Origin of the sequence: Pseudomonas sp. R3.Fl (assembly GCF_023516765.1) — a bacterium.
Lineage (GTDB): Bacteria > Pseudomonadota > Gammaproteobacteria > Pseudomonadales > Pseudomonadaceae > Pseudomonas > Pseudomonas citronellolis.
On the sequence record NZ_JAMGSO010000001.1, the window covers coordinates 7,087,325 to 7,106,720 of the forward strand.

The 19,396-nt window shown below is 64.0% G+C and carries 11 protein-coding genes, 2 tRNA genes and 3 rRNA genes; 9 read left to right on the forward strand and 7 right to left on the reverse strand.

What is annotated here, in order from left to right:
* Positions 1 to 204 precede the first annotated feature (204 nt).
* Together M8R19_RS31285 and M8R19_RS31290 are read right to left on the reverse strand one after the other, a co-directional pair.
* Complete coding sequence (locus M8R19_RS31285; protein ID WP_249919920.1) at positions 205 to 672, reverse strand: GNAT family N-acetyltransferase; 468 nt, start codon at positions 670 to 672, stop codon at positions 205 to 207.
* A gap of 83 nt (positions 673 to 755) precedes the next feature.
* Positions 756 to 2,465: an amidase gene (locus tag M8R19_RS31290; protein WP_249919921.1), complete on the reverse strand. Its 1,710-nt coding sequence runs from the start codon at positions 2,463 to 2,465 to the stop codon at positions 756 to 758.
* Positions 2,466 to 2,692: 227 nt separating this feature from the next.
* Between M8R19_RS31290 and M8R19_RS31295 the strand changes: the two genes are divergently transcribed.
* Complete coding sequence (locus M8R19_RS31295) at positions 2,693 to 3,346, forward strand: alpha/beta hydrolase (RefSeq protein WP_249919922.1); 654 nt, start codon at positions 2,693 to 2,695, stop codon at positions 3,344 to 3,346.
* 3 nt (positions 3,347 to 3,349) lie between these two features.
* On the opposite strand, the gene M8R19_RS31300 is transcribed toward M8R19_RS31295, so the two are convergent.
* From M8R19_RS31300 to M8R19_RS31320, 5 genes are read right to left on the reverse strand one after another with little or no spacing between them, the layout of a single operon-like run.
* A complete protein-coding gene (locus tag M8R19_RS31300) occupies positions 3,350 to 4,630 on the reverse strand; it encodes a CaiB/BaiF CoA transferase family protein (RefSeq protein WP_074984540.1) in 1,281 nt (426 codons plus the stop codon).
* Between the two features lie 13 nt (positions 4,631 to 4,643).
* Positions 4,644 to 5,972, reverse strand: a complete 1,329-nt coding sequence (locus tag M8R19_RS31305) for an MFS transporter (protein ID WP_074984542.1) — start codon at positions 5,970 to 5,972, stop codon at positions 4,644 to 4,646.
* A 46-nt stretch (positions 5,973 to 6,018) separates the two neighbouring features.
* Positions 6,019 to 7,017, reverse strand: a complete 999-nt coding sequence (locus M8R19_RS31310) for an acyl-CoA dehydrogenase family protein (protein ID WP_249919923.1) — start codon at positions 7,015 to 7,017, stop codon at positions 6,019 to 6,021.
* A 9-nt stretch (positions 7,018 to 7,026) separates the two neighbouring features.
* Complete coding sequence (locus tag M8R19_RS31315; protein ID WP_502943077.1) at positions 7,027 to 8,175, reverse strand: acyl-CoA dehydrogenase family protein; 1,149 nt, start codon at positions 8,173 to 8,175, stop codon at positions 7,027 to 7,029.
* Positions 8,172 to 8,636 carry a MaoC family dehydratase gene (locus tag M8R19_RS31320; RefSeq protein WP_074984549.1) on the reverse strand — a complete coding sequence of 155 codons (465 nt, stop codon included), beginning with the start codon at positions 8,634 to 8,636 and terminating at the stop codon, positions 8,172 to 8,174. The genes M8R19_RS31315 and M8R19_RS31320 overlap by 4 nt, the downstream gene beginning before the upstream one ends.
* Before the next feature lie 111 nt (positions 8,637 to 8,747).
* On the opposite strand from M8R19_RS31320, the gene M8R19_RS31325 reads away from it, so the two are divergent.
* The 8 genes from M8R19_RS31325 to M8R19_RS31360 all read left to right on the forward strand — a co-directional run bounded on the left by M8R19_RS31325 (position 8,748) and on the right by M8R19_RS31360 (position 19,396).
* On the forward strand, positions 8,748 to 9,665 hold the full coding sequence (locus M8R19_RS31325; protein WP_074984551.1) for a LysR family transcriptional regulator: 918 nt from the start codon (positions 8,748 to 8,750) through the stop codon (positions 9,663 to 9,665).
* Between the two features lie 876 nt (positions 9,666 to 10,541).
* Positions 10,542 to 12,078, forward strand: a 16S ribosomal RNA gene (locus tag M8R19_RS31330).
* Positions 12,079 to 12,226: 148 nt separating this feature from the next.
* Positions 12,227 to 12,303, forward strand: a tRNA-Ile gene (locus M8R19_RS31335).
* Between the two features lie 27 nt (positions 12,304 to 12,330).
* A tRNA-Ala gene (locus tag M8R19_RS31340) sits at positions 12,331 to 12,406 on the forward strand.
* Positions 12,407 to 12,642: 236 nt separating this feature from the next.
* Positions 12,643 to 15,532, forward strand: a 23S ribosomal RNA gene (locus M8R19_RS31345).
* 134 nt (positions 15,533 to 15,666) lie between these two features.
* Positions 15,667 to 15,782: ribosomal RNA gene (gene rrf, locus M8R19_RS31350) — 5S ribosomal RNA — on the forward strand.
* The 16S, 23S and 5S rRNA genes sit together here with 2 tRNA genes alongside, the layout of an rRNA operon.
* A gap of 547 nt (positions 15,783 to 16,329) precedes the next feature.
* Positions 16,330 to 17,616 carry a dicarboxylate/amino acid:cation symporter gene (locus tag M8R19_RS31355; RefSeq protein ID WP_064583035.1) on the forward strand — a complete coding sequence of 429 codons (1,287 nt, stop codon included), beginning with the start codon at positions 16,330 to 16,332 and terminating at the stop codon, positions 17,614 to 17,616.
* A gap of 85 nt (positions 17,617 to 17,701) precedes the next feature.
* Positions 17,702 to 19,396, forward strand: a complete 1,695-nt coding sequence (locus M8R19_RS31360; protein WP_249919925.1) for an NAD-dependent malic enzyme — start codon at positions 17,702 to 17,704, stop codon at positions 19,394 to 19,396.

Here is a 19,396-nt window from a genome sequence, read left to right on the forward strand (position 1 = left end):
CACCTGCAACGTAGGAGCGGACTCCGTCCGCGATTGGCCACCGGCCATGCGAGTCGTCGGACATCGGTGCTCCGGCCAGCGGCGGATAACCGCGAACGGTTATTCGCCCTACGTGCTGTCGGCAGAGGAGGATTTTTCCTGCGACCGGGCTTTCATTTCCGGCTGAGGGGAATGTCGTAGGTGTTTGCTGTGGGGGCAGGGCGGCTACCCATGCGCCTTACATGGCGCCGCTTGCAGCATGTACCGCAGGTAGCCGTTGGGTGAGGTGCCCAGGTGGCGGAAGCCCGCCCGTTCGTAGAGACGGCGTGCCGGGTTGTCCTGGCGCACGTTCAGGGTGAGGTGGCTGAAGCCTTCGGCCCTGGCCGCGGCGATATAGGCCTGGAGCAACGCATCTCCAACGCCCTTGCGGCGGAAAGCGGCGCAGACGCCGAGCGTGCAGAGTTCGGCATGGCCCTCGTCCGGCATCCAGAGGCTGTAGCCTACGGGCTGTCCTTCCAGGGTGGCGATGGTCAGGCGCTCCAGATGCTCGACCCAGCGCGTCAGGTGCCGCTCCAGTTGCCGGTACCAGTCGTCCTCGTGGGCCGGCTCCCATTGGCGGATGTAGGCCAGCTCGCCGCGGTAGACGAAGGGGAGGTCGCTGGCCAGTGCCGGCCTGAGGGTGGGTTCGTTCATGGCGGGCGGCCCTCCTTGGCGCTTCGATGTCGTTCTGCAGCGGGCGGGACCGGCGCCTGCGCGCCGACCCGCCCGTGGCCTCGTCAGCCGTGCGCCAGCGGCGGGGTGCGCGGGGGGACGATGCGGCGCTTGCCGGTCGACTCGAAGGCCGCGGCGAAGCGCAGCAGGGCCGAGTCGTCGTAGGCGCGGCCGGCGAAGGTCAGGCCCACCGGCATACCGATGTCCGCCATCACGCCCATGGGCACCGTCACCGTGGGCACGCCCAGGTGGCGGATGGCGAGGTTGCCGTTGGCGACCCACACGCCGTTGCTCCAGGCGATGTCCGCCGAGGCCGGGTTGACGTCGGCGTCCGCCGGGCCCACGTCGGCCACGGTGGGGAAGAGCACGGCGTCGAGGCCGAGTTCGTCCATCCAGTCTTCCAGGTCGAGCTTGCGCGTCTTCTCCAGGCCGCGCAGGCCGTCGGGCAGGGTGGCGATCTGGTCCCAGGGCTTGATGCCGCGCTGGGCCATGCGCACGTATTCGTCCATGCCGGCGGCGAGGTCGCCCTCGCGGTTGGGCAGGGTGCCGGGGTCGTGGGGGAAGATCAGCTCGCCCTGCACGTCGGCCAGGCGGTTCAGCCTGGGATCGCCGTTGGCCCGCAGGAAGTCGTCGAAGGCCCAGCCGCTCAGCTCCCACAGCTCGTCGTGGAGGAATTCCTTGGAGACGATGCCGCGGTTGAACACCGTCGGCGCGCCGGGGCGGTCGCCCTCGCAGTTGGAAACCAGCGGGAAGTCCACCTCGACCACTTCGGCGCCGGCCGCTTCCAGGGCCTTGCGGGCCTGTTCCCAGAGGGCGATCACCGAGGGCCGGGTGTGGATGCGCTGCCCGGTCGGCCCGCCGATGCCGGGGTTCTCGCTGGTGCCGGCCACTTCATCCTTGTTGATGAACATGCGCGGCACGCCGAGGCGCTTGCCGGCCAGGGCGTCGGCCTTGGCGGCCAGTTCCAGGTAGGACGCCGGGCGCACCGAGGCGACGTCGGGGATCGGCACCCAGGGTTGCAGGCGCCACAGGTCGCCGCGTTTGTCGGCGTCCTCGGCCACCACCGTGTCCAGTACTTCCAGCAAGTCGGCCATGGTCCGGGCGTAGGGCACCACCACGTCCATGGTCGGCGTCAGCGGCCAGTTGCCGCGCACCGAGATCACCCCGCGCGACGGGGTGTAGGCGCACAGGCCGTTGTTCGAGGCCGGGCCGCGGCCGCTGGACCAGGTTTCCTCGGCCAGGCCGAAGGCGCAGAAGCTGGCCGCGGTGGCCGTGCCCGCGCCGTTGGACGAGCCGGAGGCGAAGGGCGCGGTGAGGTAGGCGGCGTTGTAGGGGCTTTCGGCGCGGCCATATACGCCGCGCTGCATGCCGCCGTTGGCCATGGGCGGCATGTTGGTCTTGCCCAGGCAGATGGCGCCGGCGGCGCGCAGGCGCTCGATGGTGAAGGCGTCGCGGTAGGCCACCAGGTCCTTGAAGGCCGGGCTGCCGGAAGCCGCGGTCAGGCCCTTCACCAGGTAGCTGTCCTTGGCGGTGTAGGGGATGCCGTCCAGCGGGCCCAGCGTCTCGCCCCGGGCGCGGCGCGCGTCGGACGCCTCGGCCTCCGCCAGCGCATCGGGGTTGCGCACCACGACTGCGTTCAGCGCGGTGGGGGTGTCGGCGCCGTCGTAGGCATCGATCCGCGCGAGATAGGCCTTGACCAGTTCGACCGCGGTGGTGCTGCCGGACTCGAGCGCGTCGCGCAGCTCGGCAATGGAAACCTCGGTTACCTCGATCATGCTGTCACCGCCGCTTGCAGGTGGGTGGTCGCGAAATCGGCTTTCATACTGTCCTCGTTCACTGCTTGTTCGACGCCAGGCCCCGGGCCCGGCGGCAGTAGAGCAGTGTATCAGCTCGCCCGGGGATGGCAGAGGCGGGGCATGGGCGGTCGCATGCGTGCTTTTTGCCCACCCCGGGGACTGCCTGGATTACCCTGGCCACCCGCTTTCCGAACGAGAACACCGCGATGCCCGATGAAGACCGCAACCCGCTGCTGATCGATGGCCCGGCAGGCCGGGTCCAGCTGCTCATCGACGCCCCGGCCGGCCCGGCCCGCGGCGTGGCCATGGTCAGCCACCCGCAGCCGCTGCTCGGCGGCAGCCCGCGGCACCTGGTGCCGCTGACCCTGGCGCGGCGCCTGAGCAAGGCCGGCTGGCTGGCGGTGCGCCCGAGCTTCCGCGGGGTGGACGGCACCGAGGGCGAGTACGCCGAGGGCATCGGCGAAGCGCAGGACAGCCAGGCGGTGGTTGCCTATCTGCGCGAGCGCTACCCGGACCTGCCCCTGGCGCTGGTGGGCTTTTCCTTCGGCGCCTACGTGTTTGCCCGCACCGCCCGCGACCTGGCGCAGCCGGCCGAGGCCTTGGTGCTGATGGGCCTGCCGGTGGGCACGGTGCCCGGCGGCCGGCACTACGAACCCATGGCGCTACCGGCGGACTGCCTTCTATTGCACGGAGAGGCCGATGAAATGGCGCCGCTGGCCAATCTGCTGGACTGGGCGCGGCCCGAACAGCGCCCGGTCACCCTGTTCGCCGGCGCCAACCATTTCTTCAAGGGCTGCCTGGACCGCGCGGTGGACCAGGTGCTGGCCCACTTGCGCGGGGTGGAGCGGTTGCCGGGCTGAACCTCAACCGGCCTTGGCGGCGCGTACGGTCGATGGCTGGGCCAGGGCGATGGCGCCTTTGGCGGCCAGCTCGGCCAGTTGCGCGGTCGCCAGGCCCAGTTCCTCGCCCAGCAGGCTGGCGGTGTCCTGGGCGAACACCGGCGGCGCCAGGCGGTAGCTGGGCGGCGTGGCGGAGAACTTGGCCGGGTAGCCGAGCAGGGTGACCGGCGTGCCGTCCTGGCGCTGCAGCGTTTGCAGCATGCCGCGGGCCTGCACGTGCGGGTCGGCCAGGGCCTGTTGCAGGTCGTTGATCGGCCCGCCGGGGACGCCGGCTTCTTCCATGGCCGCCAGCAGGTCGGCGGCGCGCCAGGTGCCGATGGTCTTCGCCAGCTCCACTTCCAGTTCGCGGCGATGCTGGCTGCGCCCGGCGTTGCGGGTGAAGCGCGGGTCGCCGGCCAGGTCATCGCGGCCGAGCAGGCGGCACAGCGCCTGGAACTGGCCGTCGGCGCCGCAGGCCACGAGGATGTAGTCGTCGCTGCAGGCGAAGTCGCGGTAGGGCACCACGTTGGGGTGGGCGTTGCCCAGGCGCTGCGGCACCTGGCCGCCGACCAGGAAGTTCATGGCCTGGTTGGCCATCAGCGACAGTTGGCTGTCGAGCAGCGCGCAGTCGATGTGCTGGCCCTCGCCGCTGGCATGGCGGTGGTTGAGGGCGGCGAGGATGGAGATGGTGGCGTACAGGCCGCAGAACAGGTCGCTGACCGGCAGCCCGACTTTCAGAGGCCCGGCGCCGGGCTCGTCGTCGCGGTGCCCGGTGATGCTCATCAGCCCGCTCATGCCCTGCACCAGGAAGTCGTAGCCGCCGCGCCCGGCGTAGGGGCCGGTCTGGCCGAAGCCGGTGACCGAGCAGTACACCAGGCGCGGGTTGAGCGCCTTCAGTGCGGCGTAGTCCAGGCCGTAGCGGGCCAGGGTGCCAACCTTGTAGTTCTCCACCAGCACGTCCGCCGAGGCGGCCAGCCGGCGCAGCAGGGCGGCGCCGTCCGGATGGCCGAAGTCCACGGCGATGGCGCGCTTGTTGCGGTTGGCGCAGAAGTAGTAGGCGGCGTCCCAGGTCTGGCCGCTGTCTTCCAGGAAGGGTGGGCCCCAGGTACGGGTGTCGTCGCGGCGGCTGGGGCGTTCCACCTTGATCACGTCGGCGCCCAGGTCGCCGAGGACCTGCGTGGCCCAGGGGCCGGCCAGGACCCGCGACAGGTCGAGGACGCGCAGGCCGGCGAGCGGGCCTTGGTGGGTGGCTTGCGTGTTGCTCATGCTGTTCTCCGAATCAGTGCAGGGGTTGGCCACGGGTTTCCGGCATGCGCAGGAAGGCCACCAGGGTGATGACGGCCATGGCCGAGACGTAGACCAGGAACCACTGCTCGTCGCCGCGGCTCTGCAGCCAGGTCATCAGGTATGGGGTGGTGCCGCCGAAGATCGCCACCACCAGGTTGTAGGGCAGGCCGATGCCCAGGGCGCGGATGTCGGTGCTGAACAGTTCCGACTTGATCGCCGGGGCGATGGCCGAGTACAGGCCGTAGAGCAGCAGGCCGAACAGTTCCACGGCGAGGATGGCGCCGAAGGAGGCGTTCATCGAGCGCACCACCGGGTACAGCAGCAGGGCGTAGCCGAGGGCGAAGACGATCAGCTGCGGGCGCCGGCCGATGCGGTCGGACAGCCAGCCGAACAGCGGCTGCGAAAGCATGAACACCACCAGTGCCAGGCTGCTGGCGCCGTAGGCGGTGCCCGGCGAGGCGCCGAGGCTGCGGATGGCGTGCACCGGCAGGTAGCTGACGAACAGGTAGAAGGCGAAGGCCCCCAGCAGGCTGATGCCCACCAGGCGTTTCACCGCCTGCGGATGCTCGCGCCAGAGCGTGCGCAGCGGCTGCTCTAGGCGCTGGCCGCGGCGCTGTTCGTGGCCCTTGCGGAAGGCCGCGGTCTCCTCCACGCCATGGCGGATCCAGAAACCCGCCAGGCTGCCCAGGCCGCCGATGAAGAAGGGGATGCGCCAGCCGAAATCCATCAGTTGCTCGCGGCTCAGGCACTGGCTGAGCAGCCAGGCCAGCCCGGAGGCCACCAGCAGGCCGAGGGCGATGCTGGCGAAGAAGAAGCCCGAATAGAGCCCGCGCTGGCTGGCCGGCGCCGACTCGGCGAGGAAGGTCGCCGCGGCGCCGTATTCGCCGCCCACCGACAGGCCCTGGACCATGCGCGCCAGGACCATCAGCAGCGGCGCGGCGATGCCGATGCTGGCATAGGTGGGCATCAGGCTGATCAGCAGCGAAGGCAGGGCCATCATCAGGATGGTCAGGTTCAGCGCCGCCTTGCGTCCGGCGCGGTCGTTGAACACGCCGATCACCCAGCCGCCCAGCGGGCGCATGGCGAAGCCGATGGCGAATACGGCGAAGCTGGCCAGCAGCGCAGTGGTCTCGTTGTCGGAGGGGAAGAACTGGTGGCTGAAGTAGAGGGCGAAGGCGGTGTAGACCGTCCAGTCGAACCATTCCACGGTGTTGCCGATGCTACCGGCGACGATGGTGCGCCAGGCGATGGGCGTGCCGGCGCGCGGGGCGGCCCCGGCGAGCGCCGGGGCCTGCTGGGTTTGGCTGAGTAGCTGGGCCATGGGTGTTCTCCATTGTGATTGTTATGAGAAGCACGGGTGCCGCGGATCAGGCGGCGGGCAGGTGGCGTTCGAGGAAGGCCAGGCTGTTTCCCGGGCCATCCAGGGCCGCGCGGCCGATCAGCGGCTGCCAGGCCGACTCGCTGCCGTAGTCGGCGCGCCACTCGTGGAGACGCCGGGTGTACAGTTGCAGGTCGTACTCCTCGGTGACGCCGATGGCGCCGAGCACGCCGTGGGCGATGGCGCAGATGCGTTCGGCGGCAGCGCTGCAGCGCGCCTTGGCCACCGCGGCCGGAACGCTGGCCGGCCACGAGGCGCCATGCAGCGCCAGCTGTGCCGCCATGCGTGCGGCGAAGACTTCCTCGGCCAATACGCTGAGCTGCTGCTGGATGGCCTGGAAGCGGCCGATGGGCTTGCCGAACTGCTGGCGGGTATTGGCGTATTCCAGGGTCAACTGCAGGACGCGTTCGCCGGCGCCGGCGATCAGCGCGGCGCTGAAGGCGGCGCCCAGGGCGCGCCAGTCGCGCCCGGCCGGCAGGCGCAGGGCGTCTGCGGGCAGACCGGGCCAGCTCAGGTCCTGGGCCAGGCTGGCGTAGACGCCGTTGGCCTGGCGTTGCGCCGAGGCCAGCGGCAGCAGCCAGGCACCATCCGGCAGCTCGGCCAGCAGCCACTGGGCGCTGGCGGCGAAGGGCACCTGGCGGCACCCCAGGGTGGCGCCCTCGCGCCGGCCGGTTGCCAGGGCGATGGGGCCTTCGGGCAGCGGCAGGCCGGTTTCGGCCAGCGCCGCGCGTACCCACCAGGTACTGGCCAGGGGCAACGGCAGGGCCGCGCCGCCGGCGGCGAACAGGAGGCGGCAGGCGGTTTGCGCACTGGCCGCGGCGCCGCCCTGGGCTTCGGGCAACAGCAGGTCGGCGAAGCCGTGTTCGGCCAGTGAGCGCCAGAGGGCATCGGCAGGCTCGCCCAGGTCGATGCGGCGGACCCGTTCGGGGCTGACTTCGCCTTCCAGCCATTGGCCGAAGGCGTCGATGATCAGGGTGTCGAGGTTCATGGCGGGCTCCTATCGCAGGCCAAGGCCGCGGGCGACTACGCCGCGGAGGATTTCGCGGGTGCCGCCGCGCAGGGAAAACACCGGGGCCATGCGTTCCAGGTAGGCCAGGGTGCGCCGCAGCAGGTGCGGCGCCTCGGCGCCGTCGATGGCGCCCAGCACGTCGCCGAGCAGGGCGGGGATGGATTGCTCGAAGGCGGTGCCCAGGTCCTTCACCAGCGCGGCCTCGACCACCGGGCTGCGGCCGTCGGCCAGTTGCGCGGCGAGGCTCACCGAAAGCGCGCGCAGCACCATCAGTTCGCCGAGCAGTTGGCCCAGCAGGCGTTCATGGCCGGGCTGCGGCCGTACGCGCAGCCAGTCCATCCACGCATCGAGCAGTGCGATGCTGGAGTAGATGCGTTCCGGCCCGCTGCGCTCGAAGGCCAGCTCGGCGGTGACCTGCTTCCAGCCTTCGCCTTCCTTGCCGACCAGGGCGCCCTCGGGTAGCTGCACGTCGTCGAAGAACACCTCGCAGAAGTGCTCGGCGCCGGTGAGGTCGCGGATCGGGCGGATGCTCACGCCTGGCAGTGTCAGGTCGACGATCACCTGGGACAGGCCGCCATGGCGGTCCTCCGCGCTGCCGGAAGTGCGCACCAGGGCAATCATGTAGTGGCTGTGCTGGGCGTAGGTGGTCCAGATCTTCTGGCCATTGAGCCGCCAGCCGGTGGCATTGCGCTCGGCGCGGGTGCGCACGCTGGCCAGGTCCGAGCCGGAATTGGGTTCGCTCATGCCGATGCAGAAGAACTGCTCGCCACGGCAGATCGCCGGCAGGTGGAAGCGCTTCTGCGCCTCGCTGCCGAAGCGCAGCAGCAGCGGCCCGCTCTGGCGGTCGGCGATCCAGTGGGCGGCTACCGGCGCGCCGGCGCAGAGCAGCTCTTCCACCACCACGAAACGGGCCAGGGGGTCGAGGCCGGCGCCGCCATACTCGCGGGGCAGCGTCAGGCCGACCCAGCCGCGCGCCGCCAGGGCCCGGCTGAAGTCGGCGTCGAAGCCCTGCCAACTGCGCGCGCGCAGGTCCAGCGGATAGTCGCCCAGGCGCTCGGCGAGGAAGGTGCGCAGCTCGCTGCGCAGGGCCTCGTGGCGGGGCGGCAGGGGGCGGAAGTCGAGGGCTTCGAGCATCAGCCTTCACCCCGTCCGGCCAGCAGGCGTTTGACCTGATATTCGATCACCGTTTCCGCGCGCTGGTTGAGCACGCTGACGCGGGAAGTGACCACGGCGCGGCCGTGTTTGGAGGTGGGGCGGACCTCCTCGATTTCCACCAGCGCTTCCAGGGTGTCGCCCACCACCACCGGGCCGCGTACGCTCTTGTGCAGTTCCAGCAGGGCCAGGCCGGTGCCCTGCAGCATGGTCTGCATGAGGATGCCCTCGATCAGGCTGTAGCTCAGCGCGGCGGGCACCGGGCGGCCCTGGATGGCGCCGGCGAAGGTGCTGTCGATGAAGATGACCTCGGTTTGCCCGGTGACGCCGACGAAGCCGATCAGGTCGGCCTCGGTGACGGTGCGGCGGTAGGTGCGGAAGCGCTGGCCGGGTTCGAGGTCCTGCCAGTGATAGCCTTGCCCGAGGGCGATTTCGTTGTGCGCCATGGAGTCACTCTCCTGTTGGGATTGTTGGCATCGAGTGGCTTCAGGCTATGGTCGGTATCCTCGTTCATCCAATATTATTTGGCGCATTATTGATACGTATGGAGTATCAGTGTGGAGCTGCGCCAGATTCACCAATTCCTCGCCCTCGCCGAGACCCTGAACTTCCGCGAGGCCGCCGAGCGCCTGCACATGTCCCAGCCGCCGCTGTCGGTGTCGATCCGCAAGCTGGAGGAGGAGATCGGCCTGCCGCTGTTCGAGCGCACCACGCGCCAGGTGAGCCTGACCGAAGCGGGCCAGGCCGTGCTGCCGGAGCTGCGCAAGGTGCTGCTGCACCTGCAGCAGGCGCAGCGTTACGCGCTGGAAGCGGGCGCCGGCGCTCGCGGCCAGCTGACCCTCGGCTCGGTGGGTTCGGCGACGCTGTCGCTGGTCCCGCGGCTGATCCCCGAGTTTCGCCGGCGCTACCCGGGCATCGCCCTGGAGCTGCGCGAGCTGCCTTCCAGCGGGGTGCTGGAGCTGGTCGAGAACGGCCGCGCGGACGTCGGCCTGGTGCGCTTCCCGCTGCCCCAGCCAACGTCGTTGCAACTGATTCCCCTGGAGTGGGAGCCGATGATGCTGGTGGTGCCGCGCGACAGCCCGCTGGCTGGCGATGGCCGCCGCCGTGTGCACCTGGCCGAGGTGGCCGACCAGCCGCTGATCGACTACCCGCACAGCGAAGGGCTGCACTACGTGCTGTTGCAGCTATGCCAGGCGGCGGGGTTCGTGCCGCAGCTGGTGCATTCCACCACCCAGGTGCAGGCGGCCATCAGCCTGGTGGCCTGCGGCCTGGGCGTCGCCCTGGTGCCGGCGCTGCACGCGCGCAATTCGGCGGCGCCGGTGTGCTTCCTGGAACTGGAGACGCCGCACCAGGAGCGCACCGTTGGCCTGGCGCTGGTGTGCAACCCGGACAACGAGAGCCGGGTGGTGCGGCAGTTCCGCGACGTGGCGTTGGAATTGCTGGGAGTGGAAGAGGAAAGTGGGGTTGGTCGGTAAGCCCGACACCTGGCCTGGGAGCGGCAGGCATCGATGCCCAATGCGTCCTTCGCGGAGAAGGCAGCGCGCAGAAATGCAGGGGAGGGGGAACTTGTCGCCGTGGCGCTGTCTACAGAAGCGATTCCCCCGCCTCGCCGGCATCGGGCGATGCTTCAGCGGTGAGGTGGGGGATCAGCTCTCTTGCCTTGGGCAGTAGTCCTACTGCCCGGTCTGCCGCTGGTCCCGGCGCCTGTCGGTGGAGCTGCGGTAGACGCGCAGCAGCTCCAATGCCAAAGCTGCCAGGCAGATGAATGCGATGACCTTGATATCCATATCCAATGTTCCCTGGGAAATTCATAGAAATGTATGGCGGTCGCCTGGGTCTCCTTGGCGGTGCCGCTGGACATGCTGCCGGGGCGCTGGCGATCAGGCAAGTGTCGGGCGACCGGCTGTGGCGCCAGTGGAGTGGCGGCGCTATCTATATAGAGGCCGCCTAATCATGGCGGGCGCCGGAGTCGGGCCTGAACCGCATGGCTCCAATCGGGAAACACGATGTTGAAAGAAGTGTTGACAACCATTCGGAGGTCTATATAATTCGCCGCCCGTCAACTGGCAAAGCCCATAGGGTTTTACATAAGACGCTGAATTTAAAGAAAATATTTTTTAAATTAGGTGTTGACGGGAAGTGAGGTTGCTGTAAAATGCGCGGCCTCGGTTGAGACGAAAGCCTTAACCAACTGCTCTTTAACAAGTTGAATCAAGCAATTCGTGTGGGTGCTTGTGAGCTAAGACTGGTGATCGCAAGATTATCAGCATCACAAGTAACACTCGTGAATTCGAGAGTTTTTTGCGATTGCTGAGCCAAGTTTAGGGTTTTCTCAAAACCCGATCAGTATTGAACTGAAGAGTTTGATCATGGCTCAGATTGAACGCTGGCGGCAGGCCTAACACATGCAAGTCGAGCGGATGAAGGGAGCTTGCTTCTGGATTCAGCGGCGGACGGGTGAGTAATGCCTAGGAATCTGCCTGGTAGTGGGGGACAACGTTCCGAAAGGAGCGCTAATACCGCATACGTCCTACGGGAGAAAGTGGGGGATCTTCGGACCTCACGCTATCAGATGAGCCTAGGTCGGATTAGCTAGTAGGTGGGGTAATGGCTCACCTAGGCGACGATCCGTAACTGGTCTGAGAGGATGATCAGTCACACTGGAACTGAGACACGGTCCAGACTCCTACGGGAGGCAGCAGTGGGGAATATTGGACAATGGGCGAAAGCCTGATCCAGCCATGCCGCGTGTGTGAAGAAGGTCTTCGGATTGTAAAGCACTTTAAGTTGGGAGGAAGGGCAGTAAGTTAATACCTTGCTGTTTTGACGTTACCAACAGAATAAGCACCGGCTAACTTCGTGCCAGCAGCCGCGGTAATACGAAGGGTGCAAGCGTTAATCGGAATTACTGGGCGTAAAGCGCGCGTAGGTGGTTTGGTAAGATGGATGTGAAATCCCCGGGCTCAACCTGGGAACTGCATCCATAACTGCCTGACTAGAGTACGGTAGAGGGTGGTGGAATTTCCTGTGTAGCGGTGAAATGCGTAGATATAGGAAGGAACACCAGTGGCGAAGGCGACCACCTGGACTGATACTGACACTGAGGTGCGAAAGCGTGGGGAGCAAACAGGATTAGATACCCTGGTAGTCCACGCCGTAAACGATGTCGACTAGCCGTTGGGATCCTTGAGATCTTAGTGGCGCAGCTAACGCGATAAGTCGACCGCCTGGGGAGTACGGCCGCAAGGTTAAAACTCAAATGAATTGACGGGGGCCCGCACAAGCGGTGGAGCATGTGGTTTAATTCGAAGCAACGCGAAGAACCTTACCTGGCCTTGACATGTCCGGAATTCTGCAGAGATGCGGGAGTGCCTTCGGGAATCGGAACACAGGTGCTGCATGGCTGTCGTCAGCTCGTGTCGTGAGATGTTGGGTTAAGTCCCGTAACGAGCGCAACCCTTGTCCTTAGTTACCAGCACGTTATGGTGGGCACTCTAAGGAGACTGCCGGTGACAAACCGGAGGAAGGTGGGGATGACGTCAAGTCATCATGGCCCTTACGGCCAGGGCTACACACGTGCTACAATGGTTGGTACAGAGGGTTGCCAAGCCGCGAGGTGGAGCTAATCCCAGAAAACCGATCGTAGTCCGGATCGCAGTCTGCAACTCGACTGCGTGAAGTCGGAATCGCTAGTAATCGTGAATCAGAATGTCACGGTGAATACGTTCCCGGGCCTTGTACACACCGCCCGTCACACCATGGGAGTGGGTTGCTCCAGAAGTAGCTAGTCTAACCGCAAGGGGGACGGTTACCACGGAGTGATTCATGACTGGGGTGAAGTCGTAACAAGGTAGCCGTAGGGGAACCTGCGGCTGGATCACCTCCTTAATCGATGATCTCAGCTTTCTCATAAGCTCCCACACGAATTGCTTGATTCACTGGTTAGACGATTAGGTTGTTGCTCGGTTGGTTAGAGCGCACCCCAGGCTCTTGGATTGAGAGTAGGGTGAGGTCGACCTGCAGGGCCGAAACGATTGGGTCTGTAGCTCAGTTGGTTAGAGCGCACCCCTGATAAGGGTGAGGTCGGCAGTTCGAATCTGCCCAGACCCACCAATTGTTGTGGTGGTGCCTTGATCTGATGGGGCCATAGCTCAGCTGGGAGAGCGCCTGCTTTGCACGCAGGAGGTCAGGAGTTCGATCCTCCTTGGCTCCACCATCTTCCGCAATCGTCGTAAAGCTCAGACAGGAATGTTCGATAGAACGAACCTTGCTGTCTGGTCTTTGTACCGGAACCGTTCTTTAAAAATTTGGGTATGTGATAGAAGTAGACTGAATGATCTCTTTCACTGGTGATCATTCAAGTCAAGGTAAAATTTGCGAGTTCAAGCGCGAATTTTCGGCGAATGTCGTCTTCACGTTCGAGACGTATGACCAGATTGCTTGGGGTTATATGGTCAAGTGAAGAAGCGCATACGGTGGATGCCTTGGCAGTCAGAGGCGATGAAAGACGTGGTAGCCTGCGATAAGCTTCGGGGAGTCGGCAAACAGACTTTGATCCGGAGATCTCTGAATGGGGGAACCCAGCCAGCACAAGCTGGTTATCACACACTGAATCCATAGGTGTGTGAGGCGAACCAGGGGAACTGAAACATCTAAGTACCCTGAGGAACAGAAATCAACCGAGATTCCCTTAGTAGTGGCGAGCGAACGGGGACTAGCCCTTAAGCTTCTTGGAATCTAACAGAACGCTCTGGAAAGTGCGGCCATAGTGGGTGATAGCCCCGTATGTGAAAGGTTCCAGGAAGTGAAATCGAGTAGGACGGCGCACGTGAAACGTTGTCTGAACATGGGGGGACCATCCTCCAAGGCTAAATACTACTGACTGACCGATAGTGAACCAGTACCGTGAGGGAAAGGCGAAAAGAACCCCGGAGAGGGGAGTGAAATAGAACCTGAAACCGTATGCGTACAAGCAGTGGGAGCCCACTTGTTGGGTGACTGCGTACCTTTTGTATAATGGGTCAGCGACTTATATTCAGTGGCGAGCTTAACCGAATAGGGGAGGCGTAGCGAAAGCGAGTCTTAATAGGGCGTTTAGTCGCTGGGTATAGACCCGAAACCGGGCGATCTATCCATGAGCAGGTTGAAGGTTAGGTAACACTGACTGGAGGACCGAACCCACTCCCGTTGAAAAGGTAGGGGATGACTTGTGGATCGGAGTGAAAGGCTAATCAAGCTCGGAGATAGCTGGTTCTCCTCGAAAGCTATTTAGGTAGCGCCTCACGTATCACTCCAGGGGGTAGAGCACTGTTTCGGCTAGGGGGTCATCCCGACTTACCAAACCGATGCAAACTCCGAATACCTGGAAGTGTCAGCGTGGGAGACACACGGCGGGTGCTAACGTCCGTCGTGAAAAGGGAAACAACCCAGACCGTCAGCTAAGGTCCCAAAGTTGTGGTTAAGTGGTAAACGATGTGGGAAGGCTTAGACAGCTAGGAGGTTGGCTTAGAAGCAGCCACCCTTTAAAGAAAGCGTAATAGCTCACTAGTCGAGTCGGCCTGCGCGGAAGATGTAACGGGGCTCAAACCACACACCGAAGCTACGGGTGCATCGTAAGATGCGCGGTAGAGGAGCGTTCTGTAAGCCTGTGAAGGTGAGTTGAGAAGCTTGCTGGAGGTATCAGAAGTGCGAATGCTGACATGAGTAACGACAATGGGAGTGAAAAACTCCCACGCCGAAAGACCAAGGGTTCCTGCGCAACGTTAATCGACGCAGGGTTAGTCGGCCCCTAAGGCGAGGCAGAAATGCGTAGTCGATGGGAAACAGGTTAATATTCCTGTACTTCTAGTTACTGCGATGGAGGGACGGAGAAGGCTAGGCCAGCTTGGCGTTGGTTGTCCAAGTTTAAGGTTGTAGGCTGGGCACTTAGGCAAATCCGGGTGTTCAAGGCCGAGAGCTGATGACGAGCTTTCTTTTAGAGAGCGAAGTGGTTGATGCCATGCTTCCAGGAAAAGCTTCTAAGCTTCAGGTAACTAGGAACCGTACCCGAAACCGACACAGGTGGTCGGGTAGAGAATACCAAGGCGCTTGAGAGAACTCGGGTGAAGGAACTAGGCAAAATGGCACCGTAACTTCGGGAGAAGGTGCGCCGGTGAGGGTGAAGTATTTACTGCGTAAGCCCACGCCGGTCGAAGATACCAGGCCGCTGCGACTGTTTATTAAAAACACAGCACTCTGCAAACACGAAAGTGGACGTATAGGGTGTGACGCCTGCCCGGTGCCGGAAGGTTAATTGATGGGGTTAGCGAAAGCGAAGCTCTTGATCGAAGCCCCGGTAAACGGCGGCCGTAACTATAACGGTCCTAAGGTAGCGAAATTCCTTGTCGGGTAAGTTCCGACCTGCACGAATGGCGTAACGATGGCGGCGCTGTCTCCACCCGAGACTCAGTGAAATTGAAATCGCTGTGAAGATGCAGTGTATCCGCGGCTAGACGGAAAGACCCCGTGAACCTTTACTGTAGCTTTGCACTGGACTTTGAGCCTGCTTGTGTAGGATAGGTGGGAGGCTTTGAAGCGTGGACGCCAGTTCGCGTGGAGCCAACCTTGAAATACCACCCTGGCATGCTTGAGGTTCTAACTCTGATCCGTTATCCGGATCGAGGACAGTGTATGGTGGGCAGTTTGACTGGGGCGGTCTCCTCCTAAAGAGTAACGGAGGAGTACGAAGGTGCGCTCAGACCGGTCGGAAATCGGTCGTAGAGTATAAAGGCAAAAGCGCGCTTGACTGCGAGACAGACACGTCGAGCAGGTACGAAAGTAGGTCTTAGTGATCCGGTGGTTCTGTATGGAAGGGCCATCGCTCAACGGATAAAAGGTACTCCGGGGATAACAGGCTGATACCGCCCAAGAGTTCATATCGACGGCGGTGTTTGGCACCTCGATGTCGGCTCATCACATCCTGGGGCTGAAGCCGGTCCCAAGGGTATGGCTGTTCGCCATTTAAAGTGGTACGCGAGCTGGGTTTAGAACGTCGTGAGACAGTTCGGTCCCTATCTGCCGTGGACGTTTGAGATTTGAGAGGGGCTGCTCCTAGTACGAGAGGACCGGAGTGGACGAACCTCTGGTGTTCCGGTTGTCACGCCAGTGGCACTGCCGGGTAGCTATGTTCGGAATAGATAACCGCTGAAAGCATCTAAGCGGGAAACTAGCCTCAAGATGAGATCTCACTGGGAACTTGATTCCCCTGAAGGGCCGTCGAAGACTACGACGTTGATAGGTCGGGTGTGTAAGCGCTGTGAGGCGTTGAGCTAACCGATACTAATTGCCCGTGAGGCTTGACCATATAACACCCAAACAATTTGTGTGTTGGACGGTGAAGTCGACGAACCGAAAGTTCGTGTGAACCGCAAAGAAGACCTGTCACATACCCGAATCTGGGTGAGCGTGAGCGCAAGCCACGAGCATCCGAAAGAATTGCTTGACGACCATAGAGCGTTGGAACCACCTGATCCCATCCCGAACTCAGCAGTGAAACGACGCATCGCCGATGGTAGTGTGGGGTTTCCCCATGTGAGAGTAGGTCATCGTCAAGCACCTATCCCAAAACCCCTGATCAGCCTGGCTGGTCGGGGGTTTTGCTTTGGGGCGCGGAAAAGCCGGGGCGATGGGAGCAGATACCCGCGCCATTGCATTCCCCTTGTAGGAGCGCGCCCTGCGCGCGATATCGCGGGCAGGGCCCGCTCCTACACGTGAGGCGAGGCCATGGTGATGGGTATCGCTTCGCTCAACGCCATCCTACGAGGGCATGTCTCCTGCGCCCGTAGGAGCAATTGTCTACAGGCTGTAGTGCTCTTCGTAGGAGCGAGCTTGCTCGCGAACAGACTCCGCGACGGGGCTCATTCGCGAGCAAGCTCGCTCCTACGAAAAGCCGTGCCCGCTCGGCAGGCAGACATTCGGAACTTCGCCTCGCTGTGTAGCGCCTATAGTCAGAAACAATAGGTAACAAGTTCCCGGCCACCGCCACTGCTCGCCGGGAGTCCACCGTCTGCAGGACGCGCTCTCGAGGATGGGGAGGCCCGTTCGTGGAGTCGGGTGCCGTGGCCAGGAGGGCCGGCGCCGATCTGGAGAAAGGTAGCCGCCATGAGCAAGAAACCCTTCTACAAGAGCCTCTACGTGCAGGTGCTGATCGCCATTGCCATTGGCATCGCCCTGGGCCACTTCTATCCGCAGACCGCGGTGCTGATGAAGCCCCTGGGCGACGGCTTCGTAAAACTGATCAAGATGGCCATTGCGCCGATCATCTTCTGCACAGTGGTCACTGGCATCGCCGGCATGCAGAGCATGAAGGCGGTGGGCAAGACCGGTGGCATGGCGCTGCTGTACTTCGAGGTGGTTTCCACCATCGCTCTGATCATCGGCCTGGCGGTAGTCAACATCGTCCAGCCGGGTGTGGGTATGCACGTCGACCCGGCCAGCCTGGATACCAGCAAGGTCGCCGCCTACGCCTCGGCCGGCGAGAAGCAGAGCACCATCGAGTTCCTGCTCAACATCATCCCCAACACCGTGGTCGGCGCCTTCGCCAACGGTGACATCCTCCAGGTGCTGTTCTTCTCCGTGCTCTTCGGCTACGCGCTGCACCGCATGGGCAGCCTGGGCCAGCCGATCTTCCTGTTCATCGAGCGTTTCACCCAGGTGATGTTCAACATCATCAACGTGATCATGCGCGTCGCCCCTATCGGCGCCTTCGGCGCCATGGCTTTCACCATCGGTGCCTATGGCGTAGGTTCGCTGGTGCAACTGGGTGAACTGATGGCCTGCTTCTACCTCACCTGCATCCTCTTCGTGCTCCTCGTGCTGGGTAGCATCGCGCGCTTCCACGGCTTCAACATCCTGCGTTTCATCAACTACATCCGCGAGGAACTGCTGATCGTGCTCGGCACTTCCTCGTCGGAGTCCGCGCTGCCGCGGATGATCGCCAAGATGGAGAAACTGGGCTGCGACAAGACTGTAGTCGGCCTGGTGATTCCCACCGGCTATTCCTTCAACCTCGACGGCACCTCGATCTACCTGACCATGGCCGCGGTGTTCATCGCCCAGGCCACCGACACGCAGATGGATATCATCCACCAGGTGACCCTGCTGGCGGTGCTGCTGATCGCATCCAAGGGCGCGGCCGGCGTCACCGGCTCGGGTTTCATCGTCCTGGCTGCTACCTTGTCCGCCGTGGGCCACCTGCCGGTCGCCGGCCTGGCGCTGATCCTCGGCATCGACCGCTTCATGTCCGAGGCCCGCGCCCTGACCAACCTGGTGGGCAACGGCGTGGCCACCGTTGTGGTAGCCAAGTGGTGCAAGGAGCTGGACGAGGAAACCCTGCATCGCGAACTGGCCGCCGGACCCTCGGCGCTCGAAGCATCGATGGATCATTGAAAGCTTCACGCGCTACCCTCTACGGCGCCCCTGCACGGGGCGCTGTCGTTTCCTGAAGCCCGTCATGCAGGCAGTGGAGAAAGCCATGACCGAACGCAAGTCGAACTACCCGCTGTACACCCACTATTCGGGCCCGGCCCTGCTGGAGATGCCGCTGTTGAACAAGGGCAGCGCCTTCAGCCCGCAGGAGCGCATCGACTTCAACCTCATCGGCCTGCTGCCGCAGACCGTGGAGACCATCGAGGAACAGGCCGAGCGTGTCTACCAGCAGTACCTGCAATGCGCCTCCGACCTCGACCGGCACGTCTACCTGCGCTCCATCCAGGACAACAACGAGACGCTGTTCTTCCGCCTGCTCGAAGGCCACCTGGAGGAGATGCTGCCGATCATCTACACGCCCACGGTGGGCCAGGCCTGCCAGGACTTCTCGAAGATCTACCGCACCCACCGCGGGCTGTTCGTCTCCTGGCCGGACCGCGAGCGCATCGACGACGTGCTGCGCAGCGCCACCAAGGACAAGGTGAAGATCATCGTGGTCACCGACAGCGAGCGCATCCTCGGCCTGGGCGACCAGGGCATCGGCGGCATGGGCATCCCCATCGGCAAGCTGTCGCTGTACACCGCCTGCGGCGGCATCAGCCCGGCCTATACGCTGCCCATAGTGCTGGACGTGGGCACCAACAACCAGGCGCTGCTGGACGACCCGCTGTACATGGGCTGGCGCCACCCGCGCATCAGCGGCAAGGACTACGACGAATTCGTCGAGCTGTTCATCCGCGCCGTGCAGCGCCGCTGGCCGGGCGTGCTGCTGCAGTTCGAGGACTTCGCCCAGACCAACGCCATGCCGCTGCTGGAGCGTTACCGCGACCAGCTGTGCTGCTTCAACGACGACATCCAGGGCACCGCCTCGGTGGCGGTCGGCACCCTGCTGGCGGCGTGCAAGGTCAAGCAGCAGAAGCTCAGCGAGCAGGTGATCACCTTCGTCGGCGCCGGTTCCGCCGGCTGCGGCATCGCCGAGCACATCATCGCCGCCATGCAGCTGGAAGGGCTGTCCGAGGCGCAGGCGCGCCAGCGCATCTTCATGGTCGACCGCCACGGTTTGCTGGTGGAAGGCATGGACGGCCTGCTGGAGTTCCAACGCAAGCTGGCGCAGAAGGCCGCCGACGTGGCCGGCTGGCAGCGCGGCGAGGACGGCATCGGCGTGCTCGAAGTGGTCAGCCGGGCCAAGCCGACGGTGATGATCGGCGTTTCCGGGCAGCGCGGGCTGTTCAGCGAGGCGGTGATCCGCGAGATGTACAAGCACTGCCCGCTGCCGCTGGTGATGCCGCTGTCCAACCCGACCTCGCGGGTCGAGGCGACGCCGGCGGAAATCCTCCAGTGGACCGAGGGCCGCGCGCTGGTCGCCACCGGCAGCCCGTTCCAGCCGGTGGAGCACGGCGGGCGCAGCATCCACATCGCCCAGTGCAACAACTCCTATATCTTCCCCGGCATCGGCCTGGGGGTGATCGCCGCCGGCGCCCGGCGCGTGACCGAGGCGATGCTGATGGCCGCTTCCAACGCCCTGGCCGAATGCTCGCCGGTGGTGACGGGGGAGGGCGACGCGGTGCTGCCGCCGCTGCGCGACATCCAGCAGGTCAGCCGGCGCATCGCCTTCGCCGTGGCCAAGCAGGCCCAGGCCGAGGGCGTAGCGCTGGAAACCCCGGACGACATGCTCCATGCCGCCATCGAGCGCAACTTCTGGGCGCCGCGCTACCGCGAGTACCGTCGTCGCTCGTTGTGA